Consider the following 24,775-nt stretch of genomic DNA (forward strand, 5'->3'; position numbering starts at 1 on the left):
CCCTCCGCTTGCGACTCGCGCAAATGATGTTAACTTCATCAACATGGCAAAGAATGATAACAGTGTCAAGATAGCGCCAGCACTTGGCCGTGATGCCTATCACCACGGCGATTTGCGCAGTGCGCTGATCGCAGCTGGTATGCATGCGCTGTCAGCGGACAGCGCCGACGCACTGTCGCTACGGGCGCTGGCGCGGGAAGTGGGGGTAAGCGCGACCGCCGTATACCACCACTTCCCGGATAAGGATGCATTGCTGGTCGCTCTCGCGATGACCGGTTTTGACCAGCTGGCGGCAGCACAGCAGGCAGCCTCGCGCTCCGCATCGGGGCAAGGTGCGCTGGCAGCATTTTCCGCAAGCGGTGCTGCCTATGTGCGTTTTGCCATCATCAATCAGGAGTTGTTCCGACTGATGTGGAAGGCGGCGCCACGGGGCGATCAACTTCACCTACCGATCGACGAAGCCCACCCTGCCATGGCCAACCTGCGCCGGACAGTCGAGGATGTCGCCCCGCCCGGATCGTCGGAGGATGACAAGCGCGCCACGGCGCTACGTTGCTGGGGGCTTGTCCATGGCCTCGCCACACTGTCACTAGATGGTCAGATCGATCTGGATGATGACATGATCGGCCGCGTGATCGTCGGGCTTACGGGTGGACTGCGGACATGAGCGATATTCGCCGCATCATCATTCTGACCGGGGCCAGGTTCAGCTTGTCCAGCGTCTGGTCAGATACCGCTCGGCGCAAACGGGCATTTTCCTTCTCGAGGTCTTTCATGCGGCGGGCCTGATCCATATTCAGGCCGCCATACTCCTTACGCCAGCGGTATGAGTTCTGCTCGGTGACGCCGATCCGGCGACACGCATCCGCCACCGTTCCGCCCTGCGCCAGCACAATCTCCGCTTCACGCAGCTTGCCGATGATCTCTTCCGGCTTGTGCTTCCTTGACATCCCATTCCTCCTTCGTGGCCAATTCTAAGATAGAAATTGGGCCACTCAGAAGGCGGCGACTCACTTCATTCTCGCCTGCCATTTTCGATGCGACCTACGCCAGTGGCGTAGGTCGTCGCAGACAGCGAGAACATCATATCGACCGAACCTCGAAAAAAGGGGTTCGGTCGGTGAAAATGCCCGTTTTCTGGGGCTTTATGCTGTTGGACAGGTGATAGAGTTCGTGGCGCTCTCGGTCGGCGGGCGGTTTTTCCAACTCACGGCCTGTGGGTGGCAAAGCGGCAGTGGAGAGCCATTCCGCTCAGAAGCAACCGAAATTCAACGGTTTTCAAGAGGTCATGCCTACTGACGATGGTCGGGGGAGACAGTTTGTTTCGCAACTCGGTGCGTTGGCGGAGAGATAGGGATTCGAACCCTAGGTACCGTCACCGGCACGCCGCATTTCGAGTGCGGTGCTTTCGACCACTCAGCCATCTCTCCGCAATGCATAGGGACTGGTCATTGCCGTAAAAACGGCGCATTCCTATGACAGAGCGGGGCCATTAACCGAAGTTTTTCGCTTTGCCAAGCCACAAGGTTGATTTGCGCGTGAGAAGATACGATATTGGCCTCATGAATCATCACACACGCGCTCCTGACATTGTTGAAACGGCGTTTTCGATCGGTGATGTCGTGCGCCATCGCTTATTCAATTTTCGTGGCGTGGTGTTCGACATTGATCCTGTTTTTGCCAATAGCGAGGAATGGTATCAGTCCATCCCGGAACCCGTGCGGCCTTCCAAGGATCAACCATTTTACCATCTGTTCGCCGAAAATGCGGAGAACAGCTATATCGCTTATGTGAGCCAGCAGAATTTACTTGCCGACCATCAGAAAGGGCCAATCAACCACCCCGGCATTGATGCGGTTTTTGAAGGGTGGAATGGCGACCAATATCAACTCAAACGGCTTATGCTTCAGTAAACGTTGTATGGCATCGGGGCGATGGCCAAGCAGGGTTACATTGCATCCCCAAAATCCAGTCGACCCCTGCGTCGGCATGAATTTCGGTGCTGTCATAAATAGGCAGGACATTGGCTTTGGTATCGACCAACATGCTTAATTCGGTGCAACCCAGCACAACCGCCTTGATGCCTTGTTGGTCAATTTCGGTGATGATCGTTTTCAACGTCCGTTCGGAATCGCGTTTCACCACGCAGTGCATCAGCTCGTCATAGATGATGCGCTCTAGGTTGGGGACCTAGTGCTGCAATGCTTTGACGATGTCCTCACACATCTTCTTCGCATCGGCGAGAAGCATCATCGTTTGATCCATGTAGAACACGTCATTGTCAACGCCCGCATAGCCAACGCCGCCCATCGAACGCTTCACGAAGAATACGGTCTTTGCCTTGTCGACGTCAAACACCGGCATACCGTAAATCGGCGACGTCTTGTCGGTTTTCGCCGCGGGGTTCACAACGTCATTGGCGCCAATGATGAAGGCGACATCGGCTTGGGCAAATTCGCTGTTTATATCCTCAAGCTCGAAAACTTCGTCATAGGGCACCGATGCCTCGGCCAACAGAACGTTCATGTGGCCGGGCATACGTCCGGCAACAGGGTGGATGGCATATTTTACGCTTACGCCCTGTTTCTTCAGAACATCTGCCATTTCGCGCAAGATATGCTGCGCCTGCGCAACCGCCATGCCGTATCCAGGCACGATGATAACGCTTTCGGCCTGTTGCATCATATAGGCAGCATCTTCGGCAGAGCCGCGTTTCCATGGACGTTGCTCCTTGGCTTCGCCGCTGGAGACAGCCGCCTCCGCGCCAAAGCCGCCCGCGATCACGCTGATGAAGCTGCGGTTCATGGCCTTGCACATGATGTAGGACAAAATCGCGCCCGAAGAGCCGACTAATGCGCCCGTGATAATCATCGCCGTATTATGTAGCGTGAAGCCCATGGCGGCGGCGGCCCAGCCGGAATAGCTGTTCAGCATCGACACCACGACGGGCATATCTGCGCCGCCGATGGGAATGATGAGCAAAAAGCCAATAAGAAACGCAAGCGCGGTAACGGTCCAGAAAATCCAAGGGCTTTGGTCCACAGTGAAGTAGCCAATGAGGCCCAAGATCGCTGCCAAGGTGCCCAGGTTGATGACATGGCGCAGCGGCAAGAGGATAGGCGCGCCCGACATTTTGCCCGCCAGCTTCAGGAAAGCGATGACTGAGCCTGAAAAGGTGATCGCGCCAATGGCGATGCCCAAGCCCATTTCAACGCGGCTGACGGGGTTTATAAGGCCGTCTTCGCCGACAATGCCAAAGGCAACAGGGTTGAGGAATGCGGCGGCAGCAACCAGCACTGCGGCCATCCCAACGAGCGAGTGGAACGCAGCAACAAGCTGCGGCATGTCCGTCATGGCAATCTTACGTGCCGTGACCCAACCAATGCCGCCGCCAATGGCGATTGCGCCGAGGATTTCAGGCAAAGACGCGACTTCATGCGTGACCAAGGTCGTGACCACGGCAATCAACATACCGGCCATGCCAAAGCGGTTACCCTGTTGCGATGTTGCAGGCGAAGACAGTCCGCGCAGCGCCAATATGAAAAATACGCCCGAAATCAAATAAGCGAGCATGACCCAAGCGGGAGGAGCAACATGTTCCAACTTAACGCTCCTTTTTCTTATACATGGCCAGCATGCGCGCCGTCACCGCAAAACCGCCAAAGATATTCACGCTGGCCAATGCCACGGCGATCAGGCCAAGCCATTTGGCGGTCGGTGATCCCCCTGCCGCAGCCGCGATCAAAGCACCGACGATAATGACGGAAGAAATCGCGTTCGTCACCGCCATCAACGGCGTGTGCAGCGCAGGGGTGACGGACCAGACCACATAATAGCCCACGAAACAGGCCATCACGAAGATGGATAAGATTGAAATAAAGTCCATTATCGGTAAGCTCCAGTAAATCCTCCCCCATTGGGGGAGGTGGCAGCCCGAAGGGCTGACGGTGGGGGTCTGTCGGTACAAAGGCGCACGATGGCGTCAGCAGCGTTTTCAACGTCGCGCAAAACATCGGCGACAGGGACCCGAACAACTTCAATGCCCAAGGCGCGGAGCTTTGAGTCCCGACTGGCATCACGTTCGGGGCGATTGCCCATGTCGTGGGCGATGCCATCAACTTCGATGGCTATGCGCTTTTCGACGCAGTAGAAATCCAATACGAAATTTTTGATCGGGTGCTGCTTGCGAAACTTCAAGCCCATCGGCTTGCCTTTTAGCAAACGCCACAGCAAAACTTCCGGCAAAGTCATCTCGCCGCGTAATTTGCGTGCGAGTATCAGAGCTTCTGGGGTGTGGTCTTCCATTTCAAACCCCCTCCGTCAGCGCTTCGCGCTGCCACCTCCCCCAGAGGGGGAGGATTTTGTTCCTAGCCAGACCTATGCCTATCACTTAGCTAACTCCCCAAGTGGGCCGCTACTGTCGCGCAAAGCGAAATCAGCCTCGTTAAGCGCGTCGGCCGCATTATCGCGCATCGCCATGTCTTTGCCGACTGAATATCCAAATATCACGACCACAGCCAATATGACCCACCAGCGATGGCGAGATACAGCCTCCCGGACGTCACCTCGCATCACGCCATAAGCCGTTCATTCACAACCTTGCCATCTTTGGTCAGGCGAATTGCTGCGGTAATTTCATCTTCATCCGGCAACACAGGGCGACCAACTTCCTTGTCCCAAAAGGCAGAGAGGAAATTGAACAGGTTGCGCGCATACAGCGCCGATGCGTCCGCCGCCAAATGCGCTGGCGTATTGCTGTAGCCCACGATTTTGACATTATGCTTGATAACGATTTCGTCTGCTTTGGACCCTTCGACATTGCCGCCTTGCGCAACGGCAAGGTCGAAAATGACCGAACCGGGCTTCATGCTCGCAATCTGCGCGTCAGACACCAAACGCGGTGCTGGGCGGCCCGGAATCAACGCGGTGGTAATGACGATGTCCTGCTTGGCGATATGCGCGGAGACCAATTCGGCTTGCGCAGCCTTATATTCGTCCGACATTTCGGTCGCGTATCCGCCCGCGCCCTCGCCTTCGATACCGGCGACATTTTCGACGAAGATCGCTTTCGCGCCCAAGGATTCAATCTGTTCCTTAGTGGCAGAGCGCACGTCGGTTGCGGACACTTGGGCTCCCAATCGGCGTGCGGTGGCAATCGCCTGAAGCCCAGCCACGCCAACACCCATGATAAACGCCCTCGCGGCGCTAATGGTGCCAGCGGCGGTCATCATCATTGGGAAGGCCCGGCCATAGACCGACGCCGCCTCAATCACCGCCTTATATCCCGACAGGTTCGATTGCGACGACAATATGTCCATCGATTGCGCACGCGTAATGCGCGGCATGAATTCCATCGCCAGCGCTTCTACGCCCGCTTTGGCATAAGCATCAATGCGTGAACGCTGCCCAAAGGGGTCAAGTCCGGCCACCAGCCAAGCGCCGGGCTTCATGCCCTTCAACGCCTTTGGGTCTGGTCCCTGAACGCCCAAAACAATGTCTGCATCCTTCAGGACCGCAGCCAGATTTCCCACCGCAGCGCCCGCATTTGCATAATCGCCGTCACCAATGGACGCCCCTGCGCCTGCTTCATTTTCGACCGAAACTGTCGCGCCAAGCGCAATGAATTTCTTGACGGTTTCAGGGGATGCAGAAACGCGGGCTTCGCCGGGCGTGGTTTCCCTTAGTACAGCAATTTTTACCACTTAAGCAGCACGGCTTGCGATGATCAATACTACTATAGCGGTAACAATCGCGGTAACAATTGTACCCCATTTGAACAATGTGACGAAACCCGCATATGTTTCTTTTGCGGGTCCAAGGTCATGATCGTTTGTCAAAACAGCCTCCGTGTAAAATTATAATACGCGACCGCCTTAACTGGTGATTTTCCAATGCTCAAGCACGATGAACAAAGAAAATGCCATCGCGGGCAACACACATCGCTTAGACATTCTTGCCCAACACGGCCTGCGTGACCCAAAATCCCACCAGCGATGCCGAGCCTGTCAGGAAAGTGCCCCAAATGATGTCGAGGATGGTAACTTTCATGCTCCACACTTTCAATGTGGCATAATTGGTCAAATCATAGGTCATATAGCAAAAAAAGCCCATCAACGCGCCCCAAATGAGCGCAGTCTGCCACTTGCCCGTCAGCAGCGCTGGCCCGACAGCAAAGATCATCATGCCTAAAATATACAGCAGGTAAAAAATAATCGCCGGCCCCAAACGGAAACCATTCTTCATCATCATTTCGCCGATTTCTGGCTGATACAGCCGCGTGTACATGGTCCGCAGCCAGACGCTGTCGATGAGCGCAAAGGCGATGCCAGTTGCGATGTACCCAATGATATATTTCATCAGCATTTTAACTCTCTCCTTACCGCCATGAAGTTGCCCGCCATTGGGCAATGGGTCAAGGCCGCCAAAGGACTGTAGACTATACTGCCGCGGTCAACGCCGCATCGCGAAGACCGCGCCAGACGTGAATAGCCTGCACTGTTTCGGCAGCATCATGAACGCGGACAATATGTGCGCCCTGCTCTACTGCTTTCATGGCGAGGAAGATTGAACCACCAAGACGATCGGTTGCGCCCGCCTCATTCGAGAGCGCCCCAATCAATCTTTTGCGGCTTGCGCCAAACAATAAAGCGCAACCCAGTCCATGATAGATTGCCAGATTGTTGATGATCGCCAGATTATCGGCGAGTGTCTTTCCGAACCCGATACCCGGATCGACCAATATTGTTTCACGCGACAACCCTACAGCTTCGACCTCCGAAACCCGCTGTTCAAGCCAGTCGAACACATCGTATACGACATCATCATATTTACCGTCTTTATGCGGGTCGCTGCTTTGGCTCGGGGCGTGCATTAGGACCACTGGAACATTGCTCTTGCGCGCGACTTCGACGGCGCGGTCGTCGTATAAAAGCGCCGAGATGTCATTGATCATCGTCGCGCCAGCTTGCAATGCACCCTCCATCACCAACGCCTTGCGCGTATCGATGGAGATCGCAACCCCAGTTCCAGCGAGCCTGCGGATCAGCGGCGCGACGCGATTGAGCTCGTCGCCTTCCCAGACCAAAGGCGCACCGGGCCGCGTAGACTCTCCGCCAATGTCAATGATGGCCGCACCCGCGCTCGACATCGCGATGGCCGCTTCGGCCGCAATTTCCGGGTCTACATTCTTGCCCCCATCCGAAAAGCTGTCTGGGGTCGCATTGATAATCGCCATGACATGCGGTTGATCAAGCCTGATTCTGCGTGTGCCCAACTGCAGCGCAGCGCGGGGAGCCGTAATGCGGTCGAGCAGCAACGCGCACCGTTCGCGGGTAGACTGCGGAAGTGCCGCCGCAAAAACATTCCATTGGCAAACGGGCACCAACTGCCGCTGCGTCGATATCATGTCGCGTGTGATATATTCGATCTGCGAGAACCACAGCATGGTTCCTGCCAAACGCAAGCTTTCACCTTCGTACCGCTGGGGACTTTCGACAAAGCCAGTGGGGCGAAGATAGACTTTTGTCACGGCTCTGTTGCGAGCAAATAAGTTTGGCGCAGATCGTCAATCGGCTTCATTGCGCCATCGGCGGCGGCATAGTGCCAATAGGTCCAACCATTGCAGCTTGGGGCGTTTTGAATGCTCGATCCGACTTTGTGGATCGATCCGTCCACCACGCCGCAGTTGATAGAGCCATCGGCGCGCACCATCGCCTCAAACTGACGCTTGCGGTCAAACAGTTTCGTGCCGGGATTAAGATAGCCAGCCTCAACCAATTGGCCAAAGGCGACCTTTGGCGCAGACTTTGGTGATTGCATGGTTTTGATGGCGCTTTCGTCCAGAGGTAATGCCGCCGCAATGCGCTCCTCAGCGACTTCGCAATAGACGGCCTCACGCTCGCAGCCAATCCAGTCACGACCAAGACGCCGCGCAACCGCGCCAGTTGTGCCCGTTCCGAAAAACGGATCAAGGACCACGTCACCTGGCTTCGTACAGGCCAGCAAAATACGATATAATAATGCCTCAGGCTTTTGCGTTGGGTGGGCCTTCACACCATTGCGCTTCAGCCGCTCTTGCCCACCACAAATCGGAATCAACCAATCTGACCGCATTTGAAGCTCGTCATTCAACGTCTTCATTGCGCGATAGTTGAAGGTATATTTCGACTTCTCGCTTTTCGATGCCCAAATGAGCGTTTCATGCGCGTTGGTAAATCGCGTGCCCTTAAAATTGGGCATTGGGTTGGATTTGCGCCAAACGATGTCGTTCAGAATCCAATATCCAGCGTCCTGCACCGCCGTGCCAACGCGAAAGATATTGTGGTAGCTGCCAATCACCCAAAGCGAGCCATTGGGCTTCAAAATACGCCGCGCCTCGGCCAGCCATTCGCGGGTGAATGTGTCATAAATCGCAAAGCTTGCAAACTTGTCCCATTCATCGTTGACGGCGTCGACCTTGCTATTGTCAGGGCGCAACAAATCCCCGCCCAGTTGCAAATTATAGGGCGGATCGGCAAAGACCATGTCGATGGAACAATCAGGTAAGGAGCGCATGGCCGCAATGCAGTCCATCCGCAAAATCTGATTACGCGGCAGGTCGTGCGCCGGTGCCAGCTTTGCTTTTGTTGCTGGTCTAATTTTCTCAATAACACCCATTGCGTGCTCCCTTTGGCGCTTACCAAATTGCGATGAGTCAGCACGGCCCTTGGGTCAAGGTCGTTGATGGTTCGGGATTCCTTAGAACAGCGGTCATGATGCCGTCATATAGGCGGAACGAAACGAGTCCGGCACAATATGTGGAGTCTTGCGAATCTGGGCAGACTCAACCCCTAGTGGTGTTACCCGAAGGACTCACTGCCCCAAAAAAATTACAGCAAAAGCAGTTGTGCGATCGGCGCGAAGCTTTTCCGGTGCAGAGGCGTTGGACCATGTGCCCGCAGCGCGGCCAAATGGTCAGGCGTGCCATAGCCTTTGTTCTTTTCCCAACCATAATGCACATGCTGCTCGGCGGCGGCACACATCATCCGGTCACGATGCTCTTTGGCGATAATTGACGCCGCTGAAATGCAGGGTTCTATTGCATCACCCCCGACTATTGCACGCGCTGTCCAACGCCATTCGCGACATCGGCCCATTGGCGTCATGTTGCCGTCCACCAGCACTTCAAGCGGATCAGAACCAAGTTTCACGCACAAGGCATCCACCGCCAAGGTCATGGCCAGCATTGTTGCGCCAAAAATGTTCAGGCGGTCAATGTCCTCAACTTCGACAACACCCACTGCCCATTGGCAGCGGCGTTTGATCGCGGCTTCCAACTCCGCACGGCGCGCGGCGGTTAGTTTCTTGCTGTCGTGCAATCCAGACGGACGCGGTTTGGACAATAATACCGCCGCCGCGACCACCGGCCCCGCAAGCGGCCCACGCCCGGCCTCGTCGACACCGAAAATCATATCCGCCAAGCAGGATAGCGCCGATTTTCACCAGCTTTGTAGAGGCACACCATATTCCCCGCAGGATCCAACAAACGCGCCTCACGCCAGCCCCAGCTTTCATCCTGCGGCAATTGTTCAAAGGCGTAGCCTTGGCTGACCAGCTCCGTTACCCACGCATCGAGGCGCTTGCTTTCAAAATAAACTATGGTCGATGTCGCGATATCGTCACTTTGATATATGGAAAAGGTAACGCCATTGGGCGCTTGTAATCGCGCATAGCCGCTGGACGGGCTATCAACGATTAACGGAAGCCCAAGCGCCGTATAGAAGTCCAACGACGCCGCATAATCGCGGCAACCCACGGTCACATGATTGAGCGACGGGCCAGCGACCATAGCGTCCTCACGCAGCGATTGATGCCCCATAGGGCCATGACCCTGCCCAAGCCCCGGCGCATCACGCAGCGCTAGCCGCACGAACAGGCGCGCGCGCTCTATGGCGGGGACAAGCTCCATCCCCTGCCCAAGGCCCGTTGCGATGGCCGTGGCCAATGTGCATCCGGTGCCGTGCGTGCTGCGCGTGTGTATGCGCGCGTCGCGCCAAATTTCGCTTTGCCCAGGCGTGAGATGCAGTTCGTCGATGATATCATCCCCGTCCGCGTGGCCGCCCTTCAGCAAAAACGGAAACCGCCGCGTGAGCAAAGCATCCTTACCGCCCAAAGCTTCCAGCTCTGGCAGATTGGGCGTCGTCAGCGTGGCAAGCCGCATAAGCCGTTCAAATGCGGCTATGGTATCCGCATCCGCCAAAACCGCGCCGCTCGTCGCGACCATGACGGGATCGAATATGATCGGGAAACACTGGTCCGAAAGACTGTCGGCCACCGCATGCGCGGTTTCCGCATTGCCAATCATCCCGATTTTGGCAGCGTCCACGCCAATGTCGCTGACGACTGCACTAATTTGGTCAATCACCATCTGCGTTGGAACCATGTGCACAGCATCGACACCCAGCGTATTTTGCGCGGTAATAGCGGTCACCGCCGTCATCGCATGGCCGCCAAGCATCGTCACCGTCTTGATATCCGCCTGAATCCCAGCGCCGCCACCGCTATCGGAACCAGCGATAATCAATATGCGGGCGGGTGGTCCTTTCGTCATTAGCCTGCGGCGATCCTTACCGCGTCGCAAATGCCATCAACAATACGCTCAACCTGCGCCACATCATCGCCTTCCGCCATCACGCGGATAACCGGTTCAGTCCCCGACGGGCGGATCACCAAACGACCATTGCCCGCCAGCTCGGCCTCGGCCTTTGCAATAACGGCCTGAACATCTGGGTTATCAAGCGGCTCGCCGCCGGAAAAGCGAACATTTTTAAGTAGTTGGGGAACGGGATCAAACAGGTGCAGCACTTCACTCGCGGGCTTGCCGCTGGCGACAAGCTGGGTCAGCACTTGCAACGCGGCTATGGTGCCATCGCCTGTCGTGGCGTGGTCCAACATGATCATGTGGCCCGATTGTTCACCGCCGACATTGATGCCGTGGTTACGCATTTCTTCAAGGACATAGCGGTCACCCACTTTCGCGCGAATGAGGCGCAAGTCCTGTGTTTCCAGATAGCGTTCAAGGCCCAAATTGGACATCACCGTCGCAACAATACCCCCGCCAGTCAGCTTGCCGCTGCGGCTCATGGCGCTGCCAAGCAAAGCCATGATCTGATCCCCGTCAACGACGCGGCCATGTTCGTCCACAACGATCAAGCGATCAGCGTCACCATCAAGCGCAATGCCGATATCGGCACCCGCTGCGACCACGGTTTCCTGCAACGTCACGACATGCGTTGATCCGACCTTGTGATTGATGTTCTTGCCATTGGGTTCAATACCAATTGACGTTACTTTTGCGCCCAATTCCCAGATCGCGGTCGGCGCGACTTGATACGCCGCGCCATTGGCGCAATCGAGCACCACGTGCAGGCCATCGAAACGGATATGTTCTGGTACCGATGCCTTTACCGCATGAATATAGCGGCCCCGGCTGTCTTCAATACGCCGCGCACGCCCCACATCAGCCGCGTCCGCCAATGCAAGCGGCGTATCCAGCAAAGCCTCAATGGCCAGTTCGTCCGCGTCTGACAACTTAAAGCCATCGGGACCGAACAGCTTGATACCATTATCCTCATATGGGTTGTGACTGGCCGAGATCATCACGCCCAAATCCGCGCGCATCGACCGGGTAAGCAGGGCGACAGCAGGCGTCGGAATCGGGCCAAACTGGACCACATCCATGCCAACGCTCGTGAAGCCAGCCACTAAAGCATTCTCAATCATATAGCCGGACAAGCGCGTATCCTTGCCAATGACGACGCGATGCTTGTGTCCACCACGCAGGAAATGCGTGCCTGCTGCTTGGCCGACTTTCATCGCCATTTCCGGCGTCATTGCACCGACGTTGCTGCGCCCTCTGATGCCGTCCGTTCCGAAATATTTGCGCGCCATTTGCGTTCCTGCTCTTTTGCGGTTGTTCAACGTTTTTTCCGCACTGCCATGCCTCTCCCTTGCATAGGGAGCGACTGGCTGGCAAGACCCGATGCTATGTCTAACGCTACACGTATTCTCCTCGCCCTCGTGATAGGGCTTGCCCTTGGAATTTTCGCTGCCGCGATAATTCCTGCCATTGGAACACAAATCGCATATTGGCTCGATATCGTCGGCTCCTTGTGGCTTAACGGCCTTCGAATGACCGTCGTGCCGCTGGTCGTGGCGCTGCTGATTACCGGTATTGTCAAAAGCGCAGAGGCGGCGCGCGCTGGTCCCATGGCGGCGCGGACCGTCACGTGGATTGTTGTTATGATGGGTCTTTCGGCGGCCATGGGGGCCCTCCTGACGCCGACATTGCTCTCGTTATGGCCAATGCCACCGGAAAGTGCGGCGGCGTTACGTGCGGCGCTTACAGACGTTCCAGCGGTGGCAGAGCAACCGCCGTTGCGCGACTTTATCGTCGCACTGGTGCCGACCAATCCCATTTCCTCGGCCGCAAATGATTCGATCCTACCGCTTCTGATCTTCACTTTAGTATTTGCCTTTGCGATAACGCGTCTCGCGCAAGGCCCAAGGGCGCAAATGGCCGGATTTTTCAGCGCGCTTGCCGATGCCATGGTTATCGTCATTGAATGGGTGCTAAAACTCGCGCCAATCGGCGTATTTGCCTTGGCTTTTGTCGTGGGCGCACGATCGGGGTTCGCGGCACTGGGTGCAGTTGCCCATTACATCGTAACGGTTTCCATCGTCGGCATCATCGTCGGCAGCTTTGCATATCTGGTCGCAACTTTTGCCGGGAAGGTCCGCTTTAGCGAATATGCGCGACAGATCGCACCGGTCCAAGCCTTTGCGGTATCGACACAATCGTCACTCGCGAGTTTACCGCTGATGTTGAAAAAGGCCGAGGCGCTTGGTGTGCGCGAATCGACCGCTGGCCTTGTTCTGCCTATGGCCGTCGCTTTGTTGCGCGTCACTGGGCCAGCCATGAACTTGGCTGTCGCATTGTATGTTGCGAACTGGTTTGGGGTGGAACTCAGCGGCTTCGATTATGGCTTCGCAATCTTCATCGCCGCGTTGACCTCCATGGGCGCGGTCAGCCTGCCCGGCTCGGTCAGCTTCGTGACGTCTATAGCGCCTATCTGCTTGGCGCTTGGTATCCCGATTGAACCTTTGGCCCTATTAATAGCTGTCGAAACGCTACCGGACATTTTCCGGACAACCGGCAATGTGCAGATGGACGTGGCGCTTGCTACGGCCATAGAGGCATCTGAAAAGGAAAAAGCCAATGCAATATCGTGAACTGGGTCATGGCTTAAAAGTATCCGCACTCGGCGTTGGCTGTATGCCCATGATCAAGGGCGGCAACATCACATATGGCGAAGATGCCGACCCGGATGAGGCAATCAAGACGATTCACCGTGCCATCGACCTTGGCATCAACTTTTTCGACACGGCGCAAATTTATGGCCCGTTCCAGAATGAGGAACTGGTCGGCCAAGCGATTAAGGGCAGAAGCGATGGCCTCGTCATCGCTAGCAAGTTCGGTTTCAAATTTGACGGCGGCAATATTGTTGGCGTCGACGGATCAGCCATGAATGCCAAGACTGCGGTTGAAGGCACGTTGAAACGCCTCGGCATCGATTGCCTTGATTTATATTATCAGCACCGCGTCGATCCCAATGTGCCGATTGAAGAAACGGTTGGCGCGATGGCGGACCTGATCACCGAAGGCAAAATCAAGCATATCGGTCTGTCCGAGGCGGGCCCAGAAACGCTTCGTCGCGCGGCTGCTGTTGCGCCGATTTCTGCGTTACAAAGCGAATATTCGCTGTGGGAACGCGATGTTGAAGATGACATTCTGCCGACTTGCCGCGATTTGGGTATTGGTTTTGTCCCTTACTCCCCGCTTGGTCGCGGATTTCTCTCAGGTACGTTCAGAAGCCTTGATGAACTGCCCGAAAATGACTGGCGGCGGCAGGACCCGCGTTTTCAGGGCGACAATTTTGCCGCGAACCTTTATATTGTCGACGTTCTAGGCGAGATTGCGGCGAAGCATGCGGCTTCTCACGCACAAATCGCGCTGGCATGGATATTGGCGCAAGGCAGCGATATCGTTCCGATCCCCGGTTTCAAACGCCGTGTGACAATGGAAGATAGCGCAAAGGCTTGCGACATTGCGCTTGATACGGATGATCTTGCCAAGCTGGATGCAGCCGCCCCGCGCGGTGGCACGTCAGGTCCGCGTTATGGCGAGCGGGGTATGAAGATGGTTCGGCTTTAGGCCGAGAATTAACCGCCAATCCAGCGGAACAGGCCAGCGTCAGCGATGCCCCAATAAGGGTGCGCCCATGTAGCAACAGCCCAGATCAACGTACCTGCGACCCATGGGCCGATGCCCACACGGAACAATGCGGCGGGACGGACAAAGAAATGCGTGCGGCGTAACCACGTTGCCCATTGACCGCCCATCAGCTTAGTTTTTTTGATCTCCTGCGCCTTGGAACCCACCAAAGCCAAGAAGACAAGACTGCCTGCGAAGATGAAATTGTCAATGCGTGGTGCAACGAGAATATGGCCCGCCCCCCATAAAGCAAAGCCCCACATCATGGGATGCCGGGTCGCCTTAAACACCCCCGATGGCATTTGTGCGGCCAATGCGTCGGGTACGCCGGGAAGCGACGGGTTGCGGATGAACGAGCCCGCAAACAGCACCGCCGCAACCAGCGTAGTTAAGCTCGCGAGTATCCAGACGACATCGCCCACAGGCCAAAGACCATCGGCCTTGGGCGCGCGTCCGAACGCGATAATCATCCAAACAAAACTAAGGAGCGATATGGCCGAATAGGCGGCCATAAACCCGTTCGCCCCGAGCCGACGCACAAGTATGGCGCGCATCGGATGCGACATCAGAAAATGGCTACCGACGAACAATAGGCTCGCGGCGGCCAATGTTAGATAATCGTCCAAAACGCCACCTCCTTACCCCGGATAGAACGGCCCGTTATGCTGTCAAACAATCAACGATCATATGCCTTTGGCAAATCACCTTCCGTGGGACGCGCATAACGGTCACGCAGGCGATTCTGACGATTGGTGAGCGGTTGCTCAACTCCACCTATGATAACCGTCGTGGCGGCACTTGAGAGCTCAAGCGGGTCGCCATCCCAGACCACGACATCTGCCGCCCGACCTGCTCTCAAGCTTCCAAGAAGGTCGCCAACGCCCATGATCTCGGCAGGAACCGAGCTGATCGCAGCAAATGCCTCATCCCATGTCAGACCCGTTGCACCAGGCACATATTGAAGGCTCACAATATTACCCGCATATTGCGTTGTGTAGCGCAATTGGTGGGAATCCCGGTCGTTGATCATGCCAATGGCAACCTGAACGCCGGCATCTTTCATCCGGCCAATATTGCTTTGCGTCGCACCCAGCATTTCGAATGTTGAAGGCAAATCATTGAGTGCGGACGCGATGACAGGAATGCCAGCCTGTGCGAGTTCGCGGGCGACCCGCCAACCTTCACTCACGCCGACAAACACGACTTTAATCGCTGGGAATTCCCGTTTCAATTCCATCAGGCGAAGCATGTCATTTGCGCCTTCAACATGGATGAGCAAACGGGTTTCACCGCGAAGGACGGACAACAACGCCTTGGCATCCTCAGCCTTCAACAAATCGTCATCAAATGTGCCACGCCCAGCAGCATAATCTTGGGCCTCACGCAGCATGGCGCGGAAGTGCAGATGCGTTCCCGCTCGGCTTCCACCCGCAGACGCAGCTCCGTCTTCACCGAACTCGGCAAACTGGAACGCTCTGGCTTTTGTGACCGGATTGCCATCCGCACCCAGATCGGCAATCGCGCCCTGCCCTGCAAATATATTGTCCGCAGCCTCTGGTGCAACCACAGCGCGGGTCACACCCGCCGCACGGTTGACGGCAAAAGGCGACCGAAATGGATCAATGGCAGGCGCAACGTCGATAGCCGCGGAAAAACCGCTTTTACCGCCGCTTTTGTCGTTGGTGCCATTAACGGCATCAACCTCAGATAGGCCAAGCCGGGTGAATCCGGCAAAAACACCTGGTGTCACCCATTTGCCCGTGGCGTCAATCTGGCGTGCGCCCGCTGGTATGGTGACACGCGCGCCAGCAGCCACGATTTTACCGTCGCGCATTACCACAGTGCCACCTTCAATCGGCGCGCTGCCATCCCCGACCACGAGGCGGCCACCCGTGATGGCAATGGTTTCGGCGGCAACAGGCGTTGCAAAGGCTGCCACAGCAGCGGCGGCATACAGAAAATGCCTCATTTCACATCTCCTTCACCGGGTTGGCCAAGCTCAAAATCGCTAACTGGACGTATCTTTGGGTTGCTTGCATCAAACATCAAAGCGCCATCGATCCAGACCTTGTCTGGCCGGGCGTAGACGCTCAGCGGGTTGCCGTTCCACAACACGACATCGGCCATTTTACCAGCCTTTAAGCTGCCCGTTTTGGCGTCAATACCAAGCGCCTTGGCCGGGTTGTAGGTCAGCCATTTGATGACTTCCGCATCGCTGATGTTGAAACCCATGCGACGGCCATCGGCTTGCGCCTTTGCCGCTTCTTGATTCAAACGCTGAATCTGGTTTTCATCATCGGAATGGATGATGACGCAGGCACCCGCATTATGCAGAATTGCGGCGTTTTCAGGAATGGCGTCATACGCCTCCATCTTGAAGCCCCACCAATCAGCCCAAACAGCCGAGCAGACCTTATTGTCGCGCAGCAGATCAGCGATTTTGTAGCTTTCGACCGCATGGTGGAATGTCGATACCTTATAGTTAAATTCCTTTGCCATATCAAGGACGAGCGCCATTTCGTCGGCGCGGTAGCAGTGGTTCTGGATCGAGATGTCACCATCCAATACGCCAGCCAATGTTTCCATGCCGAGGTCGCGGGTATATTCTTTGCCGCTATCGCGCTTTTTCTTATACTCCTGCGCCTTAATCCATGTCTGACGGTTCACGGCGATATTGCCCATGCGTGTTGACGGCATACGGCCTCTGGATCCGTAAACGCGCTTCGGATTTTCACCGCACGCCATTTTCAAACCATAAGGCGCGGCGGGGAACTTCATGCCCTGCACCGTACGGGCATAGACGTTTTTCAGGACGACTGACCGGCCGCCCATCAGGTTTGCCGAGCCCGGCAATATCTGCAACGCCGTCACGCCGCCATTGGCGAGCGCACGGCTGAAACCAGGGTCTTGCGGCCATACGCTATGTTCGGCCCACACTTCGGGCGTGGTGGGCGATGTGGCTTCGTTGCCGTCGCTATGCGCCTCAACCGATGGCGTGGGATAGTCACCCAGATGGGAATGGATATCGATGATGCCCGGCGTCACAAATTTGCCGGTACCATCGACCATATTCACGCCCGCCGGAATAGCCGTATCCGGACCGCCAACGCTGCTAATCTTGCCGCCGGCCATAAACACCACGCCATTGTCGATCTTGCCACCTTCGCCGTCATATACAGTGACATTACGAATGGCCGTCGCGACACCGGGATAGGCCTTATAGGTAGATGGAAACGGCGTTGGTGCCTTTTCCGCAGGCTTCGACGCCGGTGTGGCCGACACGGTCTTTGGACCTTCGGCGTTGGAACACGCCATCAGGGCCAGTGGCAGCACCAGATAGGCACTGCGCAATGTATTCGAGATTGCCATCGTTTAACTCCGGTTTGTTGGGTGAACGCCAGCGGCTGCAGCTTCGCCTGCCTCAGCCTGGCCTTCCAAAGGCGCATCGTCGCGCAAGGTGTCGAGGTGCATCAGTTTCTTTATGAGTGGCGAGATGACAACAACGGCCACGCCGACGCCAATCGCGATCCAGCCAATCTGGCTATAGACGGCCATAACGACTTCACGCCCTGCGCCTTCGCCGGATGCCGCTTCTGATCCCGTTGCCGAAGCAATCAGGCCTGCGACAAAGTTCCCAGTTGCTGAAGCAAAAAACCATGTTCCCATGATCAACGATGCAAGATGTGCGGGCGCAAGCCGGTTCATCGCGCTGAGGCCAACTGGCGACAGGCATAATTCACCAGTTGTGTGGAACAAATAGATCAGGAAGATGAACAATACTGGAACCATGTTGTCCGCGCCTGCCGCAGCCGAACCAGCCACAAGGACGAGAAAACCAACGCCGAGCTGCACAATACCAAGGCCGAATTTTGCCGCAGCCGACGGCTCAAGCCCCTTGCGACCAAGTGATGTCCATAGCCATGCAAACAATGGCGCAAGCATAACGATGTAGATGGCGTTTAAGGATTGAAACACCGACGCCGGAACGCCCGCGCGATCCACATGCCGGTCGGTAAACAGGTTTAACGAAGAACCGGCCTGCTCAAACAATGCCCAGAAAAGGATTGAACCGATGATGAGGAACATCGCTGCAAAAATCCGGTCGCGATCATGCGGCTCAAGTTTACGCACCGCTGTCCACAAAACATAAGCAATAAGTATCGCACCAGCGATGCCAAGCAATGTGCCAACAACGCTTTGGTTTTGCACCAACCACCAGCAAATGACGACAACCACAAGGCCGACAAGATACAGCAGCCATTCAAGTTTGAGGCCCAAAACAGTCTTGTTCAACGCTTCAGGGTTTAACGGCTCACCGCGACCAAGCAGCAATGGTTTGAATACAACAAAAACTATAAGGCCAAGCAACATGCCCACGCCCGCTGCGCCAAAGCCATAAGACCAGCCATAGGTTTCGCCCAGATAGCCGCAGAGCAGCGCTCCAAGCGCAGCGCCGAGGTTAATGCCCATATAGAATATGGTATATGCACCGTCGCGACGCACATCCGTGCGTGGATAAAGCTGCCCAACGATGACCGAGATATTTGCCTTCAAAAAGCCCGAACCCACGATGATAAACGCCAAGGCGAGCCAGAAGATGTTAAGCGACGCTGCGTCTTGTCCTCCAGAACCTTCAAATCCCATGAGGAAGTGGCCAAAGGTCAGCAAAATTGCACCGTATGTCACGGCCTTTCGCTGCCCAAGATAGCGGTCCGCAAGATAACCGCCAAGCACGGGCGTGATATACACCAGCGCCGTGTAGGCACCATATATGACGCCGGAATCCTCATCCGAAAACAACCAGTGTTTGGTCAGATAAAAAATCAGCAGCGCGCGCATGCCGTAATAGGAGAAACGCTCCCACATCTCGGCAAAGAATAATACAAAAAGACCTTTGGGATGGCCAAGGAATGTCCCTGCTGCATCTCCATCTTGCGCATATGATGTCGCCATCGAGCGAACCCCCTCATCTTTGTTATGTTTAAAATCCCGTTGAATGGGACGATTGCACCGGAACCTAACGAAAAAATTGCGTGTGTGAAGAATTTTATTGCCGGAAGGGTCGAATTTCGTCGAAGGGAGCGTCATGTTCAATGATCTTTCCTCTGTCACCGCCTATCTGGAAACCCGCCGCTCTGGCAAGCCACGCGATATGGTCGCCCCCGGCCCCGGCGGCGCGCAGCTTGACCTGATCCTGCAAACGGCGATGCGTACCCCCGATCATGGGAAATTATTCCCGTGGCGTTTTGTCGAGATCACTGACCGCGCGGCCTTTGCGGACTTGTTGAAAACAGCATTCTGCGCCGCGAACCCGGACGCTCGCCCGGTGCAAATTGAAGCGGCAATTGCGTCTGCTTACATGGCCCCAACGCTCATTATGCTGATATTCTCCCCGCAACCAAGCCTGAAAATTCCGCTGTGGGAGCAGCAGATGAGCGTGGGCGCGGTGGGTATGAATTTACTCCACGCGGCACATGCGCACGGTTTTGTCGGTAGCTGGATTACAGGATGGACAAGCTACGACCCTTTGGTTCACGCGGCCATTTGTCAGGGCGAGGAGCGGATAGCGGGCATGTTCTTCATCGGCACCCCGGCGCTCGGACTTGAGGAACGCCCACGCCCCGTGCCAAGCGACATCATCCGTCAATGGCCATGACTTCAAGGGTCAGGACCACTTAAATCCACCCATGCTTGACGCGCCATACTGTATTATGGCAGTAAGGATGTGATGAGAAACGATGCGAAACCCGTTTATCTAAAATTGCGTGACGTGATCGCTGCGGCGATCCTCGACGGCGATTATAAAGAGGGGCAAATGCTTCCCTCCGTGCGTGCATTTGCAGCAGTTCAGGGCGCAAATCCGCTGACCGTGGCCAAGGCCTATCAATTATTTCAGGACAGCGGCCTGGTCGATGTTAAACGTGGCGTTGGCCTGTTTGTAGCCCGCGGCGCTATTGCAAAGCTGCGGAGTTTTGAGCGCGAAAATTTCGTTCAGAATGTTTGGCCCGACGTAAAGGCGCAAATGCAGCGCGCAGGCATTGATCCCGCAGAGTTGCTTGCGCTGAACTAAGCCCGCAATTGGGGGCTGCCCGCCATTGGGGGCTTCAGGCAATTTGGTCAAAATTAAAAGGCGACATACCGCGCTCGCGTTCATTGAATACCAGCACCCGGCCAGCAGGCGGCGCGCTTCTTTGAGAGCATTCCGGCCGCGTGCACGCGGAACAACCAAGCCCGATGGCCGTCGCACCGCCATTTGTAAGGTCCATACCACAAGCGGCGGCCAATGGCGCGGCGAGCTTTGCGTCCACGCCAAGGCAAATCGCAAACTCTGCCTCCACACTGCCGCTCACCGCAGTTTGCGGGTGCACGGTACGCGACAAAGTGAACCAACGACTGCCGTCTTCTAACTCCACCAGATGCGGCATGAGCGTCCCGGGCCGCGCAAACACATTATGCACATGCCATAAAGGACAACGCCGGTCGGTCGCCAATAATGGCGATGCGCTTGCACCAGCGTAGCGTTTGCTGCTTTGCCCTGCTTTATCAATGCGCAGCATGAAAAACGGCAAGCCGCGTTGGCCCACACGCTGCAACGTGGTCAGACGGTGGGCGATCTGTTCAAAGCCTGCGCCAAAGCGCCGCTGCAAAAGCATGATGTCATAACCTGTCGCTTCGCAAGCGCGGAGGAACCGCGCATAAGGCATCATGACAGCGGCAGCAAAATAGCTGCTTAAATGGCGACGATAGAGCCGTTCGGCGGCCCGTTCGGTGAAGGATGCTCCGGCGACAAGCGCGTCAATCTCCGTCTTTGCCTCCAGATTGCCAAGCTGCAACGCAGCGGCAAAGGTGCGGCTGGCGGGGTCGAGCAGCTCGGACAATTGCAGCTGCCGTGCGTGCAGATCGAGGCGGCGGAGCCGGTCTGGCATTACGTCAAACGGCAAAATGCGTATGGAAAGCTGATGCTTTACGCGGAGCCGTTCAGTAATCGCGCCATAAAGGTCCGCATTGGCGAGCCGCAGTTCGTCAGACAGGGTTTCTGCTTGAGAGTCCAAATCGGCGAAATGGTTGCGCCAGCGTTCAATTTCGCGTCGCGCCGATACAATCGCTTCAGGCTCAATCTGTGCGCCGCCCGCTGCTGCGCTGGCCCCGCCGTGGGAGCCGCCCGAGAGACGATCAAACGCCCGCGCAAAAGCCTCGGCCGCATCCGGGCTTGCGGCAATCCATTCTTCGACCTGCGCCCGATCCACGGCAAGGTCAGCAAACATCGGATCGCTTAGCCGACGCCGGATGGCATCAACACCGCCACCCGGCGTTGCACCCGTCAATGTGCGCGGGTCGAAGTCATAAGACTGCGCCAGTTTCAATAACAAGGTCGCGGTCAACGGCCGTTGATTGCGTTCAATCAGGTTGAGATATGACGGCGAAATCGCGAGCGTATCCGCCATTGCCCCTTGGGTCAGACCATAAGCGCGGCGGATCCTTCGCACGGCATGTCCTGCAAATAATTTTTCTTCAGCCATCGCTCTCTTGTCAATAACGTTACAACATTACAAATAAACGATAAGGTTTTACGACGATAACACAACAAATATTACAAAATTGACTCGGCTTTTCTGCTGAAGTGGCAGAGAACTGCGGAATAGAACACCGCGACCGAAGGAATAGAAAATGTCATATCAGACACTGATAGCCACAAACAGCGCCCAAATTGCCGCGCATGAAGGAACGTGGGATTCCATCAGCGCCGAATCTGTCGCGCGTATGCAGTTGCAAAACCGTTTCCAGACTGGTCTCGATATCGCCCGCTATACCGCCAAGATCATGCGCGAAGACATGGCGGCCTATGATGCCGACCCCGCGCAATATACGCAGTCGCTGGGCTGCTGGCACGGATTCATCGCGCAGCAAAAGATGATATCCATCAAAAAGCATTTTGGCACCACCAAGAAGCGTTATCTGTATCTGTCAGGTTGGATGATTGCCGCATTGCGCAGTGAATTTGGCCCCCTGCCCGACCAGTCTATGCATGAAAAGACAAGCGTTCCGGCCCTCATCGAAGAACTCTACACATTCTTGCGCCAAGCCGACAGCCGCGAGCTCAACATCCTCTTCCGCGACCTCGACGATGCGCGTGGGCAAAAGAACACAGCACGCGCCGCCGCTATCTTGGATAAGATCGAAAACCATGAAACACATGTCGTGCCGATTATTGCGGACATTGATGCGGGCTTTGGCAACGCAGAAGCCACTTATTTGCTTGCAAAGAAGATGATTGAGGCGGGTGCCTGCGCGCTTCAGATCGAAAATCAGGTGTCGGACGAAAAGCAGTGCGGCCACCAAGACGGAAAAGTTACTGTGCCGCATGAGGATTTTCTCCAGAAAATCCGCGCATGCCGTTATGCCTTCCTTGAACTTGGCGTCCCTGACGGCATTATCGTTGCACGCACCGACTCGCTTGGCGCTGGCCTGACCAAGCAGATCGCCGTTTCAACGGCGGCTGGTGACTTGGGCGATTTGTACAACAGCTTCCTTGATTGTGAAGAAATTGACCCCGCCACGGCGCAAAATGGCGACGTCATTTTGAACCGCAACGGAAAATTGCTGCGTCCAAAGCGTTTGCCATCAAACCTGTTTCAGTTCCGTCCAGGGACAGGCGAAGATCGTTGCGTGTTGGATTGCATTACTTCGCTTCAGAACGGTGCCGACCTCATCTGGATCGAAACGGAAAAGCCGCACATCGAACAGATTGCCGGAATGGTTGATCGTATCCGTGAGGTCGTTCCCAATGCAAAGCTGGCCTACAACAACTCGCCAAGCTTCAACTGGACTCTGAATTTCCGTCAGCAAGTGCTTGATGCATGGTCTGCCGAAGGTCACGACGTCTCAGCCTACGAACGCGCAAACCTCATGAGTGCAAGCTTCGACGAGACACCACTGGGAATTGAAGCGGATGTCCGTATCCAGAACTTCCAGCGCGATTCTGCAAAGTGTGCAGGCATTTTCCACCACCTCATCACGTTGCCAACATACCATACAGCGGCACTCAGCACCGATAATTTGGCGAAGGACTATTTCGGCGAAATGGGCATGCTTGGTTATGTCGCGGGCGTCCAGCGCAAGGAAATCCGTCAGGGCATCGCCTGCGTCAAGCACCAGAATATGTCGGGTTCCGACATTGGTGATGACCATAAGGAATATTTTGCCGGTGAAGCTGCGCTGAAGGCAGGCGGCAAAGACAATACGATGAATCAATTTGGCCAGGCTGCATAAGGAGCGATCGATATGGGTGAACCACCACGCGCACGCGCCGTTCTCTCTACCGAGGACCTGACGCTGCTTCGCCAAGCATTGGTGCATTATCTTGAGGTCATTCAGGACAAGCCTGAATCGGTGAAATTTGCCCGGCTTTATCACCGCCTTGGTAGCGCTGGCGGCAAATAGACCAACCCGCTTAGACCAACCAGTTTTCCGTGTTTTCCTGGGGAGGAAAAACGCCTAACCGCCGACAGCAATGTCGGCGGTTTTTTTATCCCTCGGCGCTAGAAATGCGATGCTATTGCGCGGTCCAACCGCCATCAACGGACAGGTTTGTACCGGTAATCGCGCTCGCCTCATCACGGCACAAAAACACCGCGAGCGCGGCCAATTGCTCCACCTGCACAAATTTCTTCTGCGGCTGGTTGGCAAGCAGCACATCGTTGATCACTTGATCCCGCGTAAGTCCCCGAGTTTTCATGGTATCGGGAATTTGGTTTTCGACCAACGGTGTCCAGACATAGCCGGGGCAGATATTGTTCACCGTGATACCTACTGTAGCCACTTCAAGCGCGACCGTTTTGGTGAAGCCGGCAAGGCCATGCTTTGCCGCATTATAGGCCGATTTGAACGGCGATGCGACAAGGCTGTGCATTGACCCTGTATTGATGATGCGGCCCCAGCCCTTGGCCTTCATTGCGGGCAAGGCGGCCTTTGTCGTGTGAAATGCCGAGGACAGGATGATGGACAGGATCGCATCCCATTTGTCGTCCGGAAATTCGTCAACCGGCGCGACATGCTGGATTCCGGCATTATTGATCAAAATATCAGGCGATCCCAATAGGTTGGTGCATTCGCAGACCATAGCCCGGATGCTGTCGGGTTGAGTCATGTCGGCCGCGGAATACTGCGCCTTTCCGCCGCTCACCTTGCTGAGTTCGTCGACATAGCTTTGGATCAGGTCGGCATCACCAAAGCCGTTTATCATCACATGCGCACCCTGCGCGGCCAACGCGCGGGCATAGCCCAACCCGATACCAGAGGTTGAACCCGTGATAAGTGCTGTTTTGCCTTCGAGGAACATATGAGCATGCCTTTGCATTAGGGTCTGATGACGTTGTCTTGCGCAATGTCCCGGTAACCGGAATGTTCCATCAGGACAATATGCGGCGCGACGACCGTGACCCCAGCAGCAACGCAAGCGACCCT

27 protein-coding genes, 1 tRNA gene and 1 pseudogene are annotated in these 24,775 nt (G+C 55.8%); 8 read left to right on the forward strand and 21 right to left on the reverse strand.

Annotated elements, in window-relative coordinates; genetic code table 11:
- The first annotated feature begins 43 nt into the window (after positions 1–43).
- Complete coding sequence (locus HEQ18_RS04260) at positions 44–667, forward strand: TetR/AcrR family transcriptional regulator (RefSeq protein WP_432815649.1); 624 nt, start codon at positions 44–46, stop codon at positions 665–667.
- A gap of 34 nt (positions 668–701) precedes the next feature.
- On the opposite strand, the pseudogene HEQ18_RS04265 reads toward HEQ18_RS04260, so the two are convergent.
- Together HEQ18_RS04265 and HEQ18_RS04270 are read right to left on the reverse strand one after the other, a co-directional pair.
- Positions 702–950: pseudogene (locus HEQ18_RS04265) on the reverse strand (transposase); the annotation flags it as partial.
- Between the two features lie 390 nt (positions 951–1,340).
- Positions 1,341–1,430 (reverse strand) — tRNA-Ser (locus HEQ18_RS04270).
- A gap of 132 nt (positions 1,431–1,562) precedes the next feature.
- Between HEQ18_RS04270 and hspQ the strand changes: the two genes are divergently transcribed.
- Positions 1,563–1,913 (forward strand): heat shock protein HspQ, encoded by a 351-nt coding sequence (hspQ, locus tag HEQ18_RS04275; protein WP_432815650.1) that lies wholly within the window; start codon positions 1,563–1,565, stop codon positions 1,911–1,913.
- Here the strand turns inward: hspQ and HEQ18_RS04280 are convergent.
- The 13 genes from HEQ18_RS04280 to glmM all read right to left on the reverse strand — a co-directional run bounded on the left by HEQ18_RS04280 (position 1,900) and on the right by glmM (position 11,928).
- The gene (locus HEQ18_RS04280) at positions 1,900–2,142 is read right to left on the reverse strand and encodes an aspartate/glutamate racemase family protein (RefSeq protein ID WP_432815651.1); all 243 of its coding nucleotides are present in this window, start codon (positions 2,140–2,142) and stop codon (positions 1,900–1,902) included. The two genes, hspQ and HEQ18_RS04280, sit on opposite strands and share 14 nt — an antisense overlap.
- A 48-nt stretch (positions 2,143–2,190) precedes the next feature.
- Positions 2,191–3,573 carry an NAD(P)(+) transhydrogenase (Re/Si-specific) subunit beta gene (locus HEQ18_RS04285; RefSeq protein ID WP_432815954.1) on the reverse strand — a complete coding sequence of 461 codons (1,383 nt, stop codon included), beginning with the start codon at positions 3,571–3,573 and terminating at the stop codon, positions 2,191–2,193.
- Between the two features lie 31 nt (positions 3,574–3,604).
- Positions 3,605–3,886, reverse strand: coding sequence for an NAD(P) transhydrogenase subunit alpha (locus tag HEQ18_RS04290; protein ID WP_125230306.1), 282 nt, complete (start codon positions 3,884–3,886; stop codon positions 3,605–3,607).
- On the reverse strand, positions 3,886–4,305 hold the full coding sequence (locus tag HEQ18_RS04295) for an endonuclease domain-containing protein (protein ID WP_432815652.1): 420 nt from the start codon (positions 4,303–4,305) through the stop codon (positions 3,886–3,888). Before HEQ18_RS04295 ends, HEQ18_RS04290 begins: the two co-directional genes overlap by 1 nt.
- An 81-nt stretch (positions 4,306–4,386) precedes the next feature.
- Positions 4,387–4,572, reverse strand: a complete 186-nt coding sequence (locus HEQ18_RS04300) for a hypothetical protein (protein WP_432815653.1) — start codon at positions 4,570–4,572, stop codon at positions 4,387–4,389.
- Positions 4,572–5,702, reverse strand: coding sequence for an NAD(P) transhydrogenase subunit alpha (locus tag HEQ18_RS04305; protein ID WP_432815654.1), 1,131 nt, complete (start codon positions 5,700–5,702; stop codon positions 4,572–4,574). Before HEQ18_RS04305 ends, HEQ18_RS04300 begins: the two co-directional genes overlap by 1 nt.
- A complete protein-coding gene (locus HEQ18_RS04310) occupies positions 5,703–5,837 on the reverse strand; it encodes a hypothetical protein (RefSeq protein ID WP_432815655.1) in 135 nt (44 codons plus the stop codon).
- A gap of 106 nt (positions 5,838–5,943) precedes the next feature.
- On the reverse strand, positions 5,944–6,363 hold the full coding sequence (locus HEQ18_RS04315; protein ID WP_432815656.1) for a DUF2177 family protein: 420 nt from the start codon (positions 6,361–6,363) through the stop codon (positions 5,944–5,946).
- 73 nt (positions 6,364–6,436) lie between these two features.
- Entirely contained in the window at positions 6,437–7,528 is a 1,092-nt protein-coding gene (gene folP, locus HEQ18_RS04320) for a dihydropteroate synthase (protein WP_432815657.1), read from the reverse strand.
- Positions 7,525–8,655, reverse strand: a complete 1,131-nt coding sequence (locus HEQ18_RS04325) for a site-specific DNA-methyltransferase (protein ID WP_397604604.1) — start codon at positions 8,653–8,655, stop codon at positions 7,525–7,527. The genes folP and HEQ18_RS04325 overlap by 4 nt, the downstream gene beginning before the upstream one ends.
- A 212-nt stretch (positions 8,656–8,867) precedes the next feature.
- Positions 8,868–9,449 (reverse strand): ribonuclease HII, encoded by a 582-nt coding sequence (locus tag HEQ18_RS04330; protein ID WP_432815955.1) that lies wholly within the window; start codon positions 9,447–9,449, stop codon positions 8,868–8,870.
- Complete coding sequence (gene thiD / locus HEQ18_RS04335) at positions 9,446–10,588, reverse strand: bifunctional hydroxymethylpyrimidine kinase/phosphomethylpyrimidine kinase (RefSeq protein ID WP_432815658.1); 1,143 nt, start codon at positions 10,586–10,588, stop codon at positions 9,446–9,448. Before thiD ends, HEQ18_RS04330 begins: the two co-directional genes overlap by 4 nt.
- Positions 10,588–11,928, reverse strand: a complete 1,341-nt coding sequence (gene glmM / locus HEQ18_RS04340) for a phosphoglucosamine mutase (RefSeq protein WP_432815659.1) — start codon at positions 11,926–11,928, stop codon at positions 10,588–10,590. Before glmM ends, thiD begins: the two co-directional genes overlap by 1 nt.
- Before the next feature lie 96 nt (positions 11,929–12,024).
- Here glmM and HEQ18_RS04345 point away from each other — a divergent pair, with 96 nt between their 5' ends.
- Both HEQ18_RS04345 and HEQ18_RS04350 read left to right on the forward strand, forming a co-directional pair.
- The gene (locus tag HEQ18_RS04345; RefSeq protein ID WP_432815660.1) at positions 12,025–13,269 is read left to right on the forward strand and encodes a dicarboxylate/amino acid:cation symporter; all 1,245 of its coding nucleotides are present in this window, start codon (positions 12,025–12,027) and stop codon (positions 13,267–13,269) included.
- Positions 13,256–14,251 carry an aldo/keto reductase gene (locus tag HEQ18_RS04350; protein ID WP_432815661.1) on the forward strand — a complete coding sequence of 332 codons (996 nt, stop codon included), beginning with the start codon at positions 13,256–13,258 and terminating at the stop codon, positions 14,249–14,251. The genes HEQ18_RS04345 and HEQ18_RS04350 overlap by 14 nt, the downstream gene beginning before the upstream one ends.
- Before the next feature lie 8 nt (positions 14,252–14,259).
- On the opposite strand, the gene HEQ18_RS04355 is transcribed toward HEQ18_RS04350, so the two are convergent.
- The 4 genes from HEQ18_RS04355 to HEQ18_RS04370 are packed head-to-tail and all read right to left on the reverse strand — an operon-like array spanning position 14,260 to position 19,264.
- Complete coding sequence (locus tag HEQ18_RS04355) at positions 14,260–14,937, reverse strand: NnrU family protein (RefSeq protein WP_432815662.1); 678 nt, start codon at positions 14,935–14,937, stop codon at positions 14,260–14,262.
- Positions 14,938–14,987: 50 nt separating this feature from the next.
- Entirely contained in the window at positions 14,988–16,280 is a 1,293-nt protein-coding gene (locus tag HEQ18_RS04360; RefSeq protein WP_432815663.1) for an amidohydrolase family protein, read from the reverse strand.
- Positions 16,277–17,680, reverse strand: coding sequence for an amidohydrolase (locus HEQ18_RS04365; protein ID WP_432815664.1), 1,404 nt, complete (start codon positions 17,678–17,680; stop codon positions 16,277–16,279). Before HEQ18_RS04365 ends, HEQ18_RS04360 begins: the two co-directional genes overlap by 4 nt.
- A gap of 3 nt (positions 17,681–17,683) precedes the next feature.
- Positions 17,684–19,264, reverse strand: a complete 1,581-nt coding sequence (locus HEQ18_RS04370) for a peptide MFS transporter (protein ID WP_432815665.1) — start codon at positions 19,262–19,264, stop codon at positions 17,684–17,686.
- A 133-nt stretch (positions 19,265–19,397) separates the two neighbouring features.
- Between HEQ18_RS04370 and HEQ18_RS04375 the strand changes: the two genes are divergently transcribed.
- Both HEQ18_RS04375 and HEQ18_RS04380 read left to right on the forward strand, forming a co-directional pair.
- Complete coding sequence (locus HEQ18_RS04375) at positions 19,398–19,967, forward strand: nitroreductase family protein (protein WP_432815666.1); 570 nt, start codon at positions 19,398–19,400, stop codon at positions 19,965–19,967.
- Between the two features lie 72 nt (positions 19,968–20,039).
- A complete protein-coding gene (locus tag HEQ18_RS04380; RefSeq protein WP_397579919.1) occupies positions 20,040–20,381 on the forward strand; it encodes a GntR family transcriptional regulator in 342 nt (113 codons plus the stop codon).
- Positions 20,382–20,415: 34 nt separating this feature from the next.
- On the opposite strand, the gene HEQ18_RS04385 is transcribed toward HEQ18_RS04380, so the two are convergent.
- A complete protein-coding gene (locus HEQ18_RS04385; protein ID WP_432815667.1) occupies positions 20,416–21,831 on the reverse strand; it encodes a helix-turn-helix domain-containing protein in 1,416 nt (471 codons plus the stop codon).
- A gap of 148 nt (positions 21,832–21,979) precedes the next feature.
- Between HEQ18_RS04385 and HEQ18_RS04390 the strand changes: the two genes are divergently transcribed.
- Both HEQ18_RS04390 and HEQ18_RS04395 read left to right on the forward strand, forming a co-directional pair.
- Complete coding sequence (locus HEQ18_RS04390; protein ID WP_432815668.1) at positions 21,980–23,581, forward strand: isocitrate lyase; 1,602 nt, start codon at positions 21,980–21,982, stop codon at positions 23,579–23,581.
- A 12-nt stretch (positions 23,582–23,593) separates the two neighbouring features.
- Positions 23,594–23,752: a hypothetical protein gene (locus tag HEQ18_RS04395; protein WP_295444897.1), complete on the forward strand. Its 159-nt coding sequence runs from the start codon at positions 23,594–23,596 to the stop codon at positions 23,750–23,752.
- A 112-nt stretch (positions 23,753–23,864) separates the two neighbouring features.
- Here the strand turns inward: HEQ18_RS04395 and HEQ18_RS04400 are convergent, their stop codons facing one another.
- A complete protein-coding gene (locus HEQ18_RS04400) occupies positions 23,865–24,650 on the reverse strand; it encodes a 3-hydroxybutyrate dehydrogenase (protein ID WP_432815669.1) in 786 nt (261 codons plus the stop codon).
- Positions 24,651–24,775 lie beyond the last annotated feature (125 nt).

This window comes from Sphingorhabdus sp. (assembly GCF_050921905.1).
GTDB lineage: Bacteria > Pseudomonadota > Alphaproteobacteria > Sphingomonadales > Sphingomonadaceae > Sphingorhabdus_B.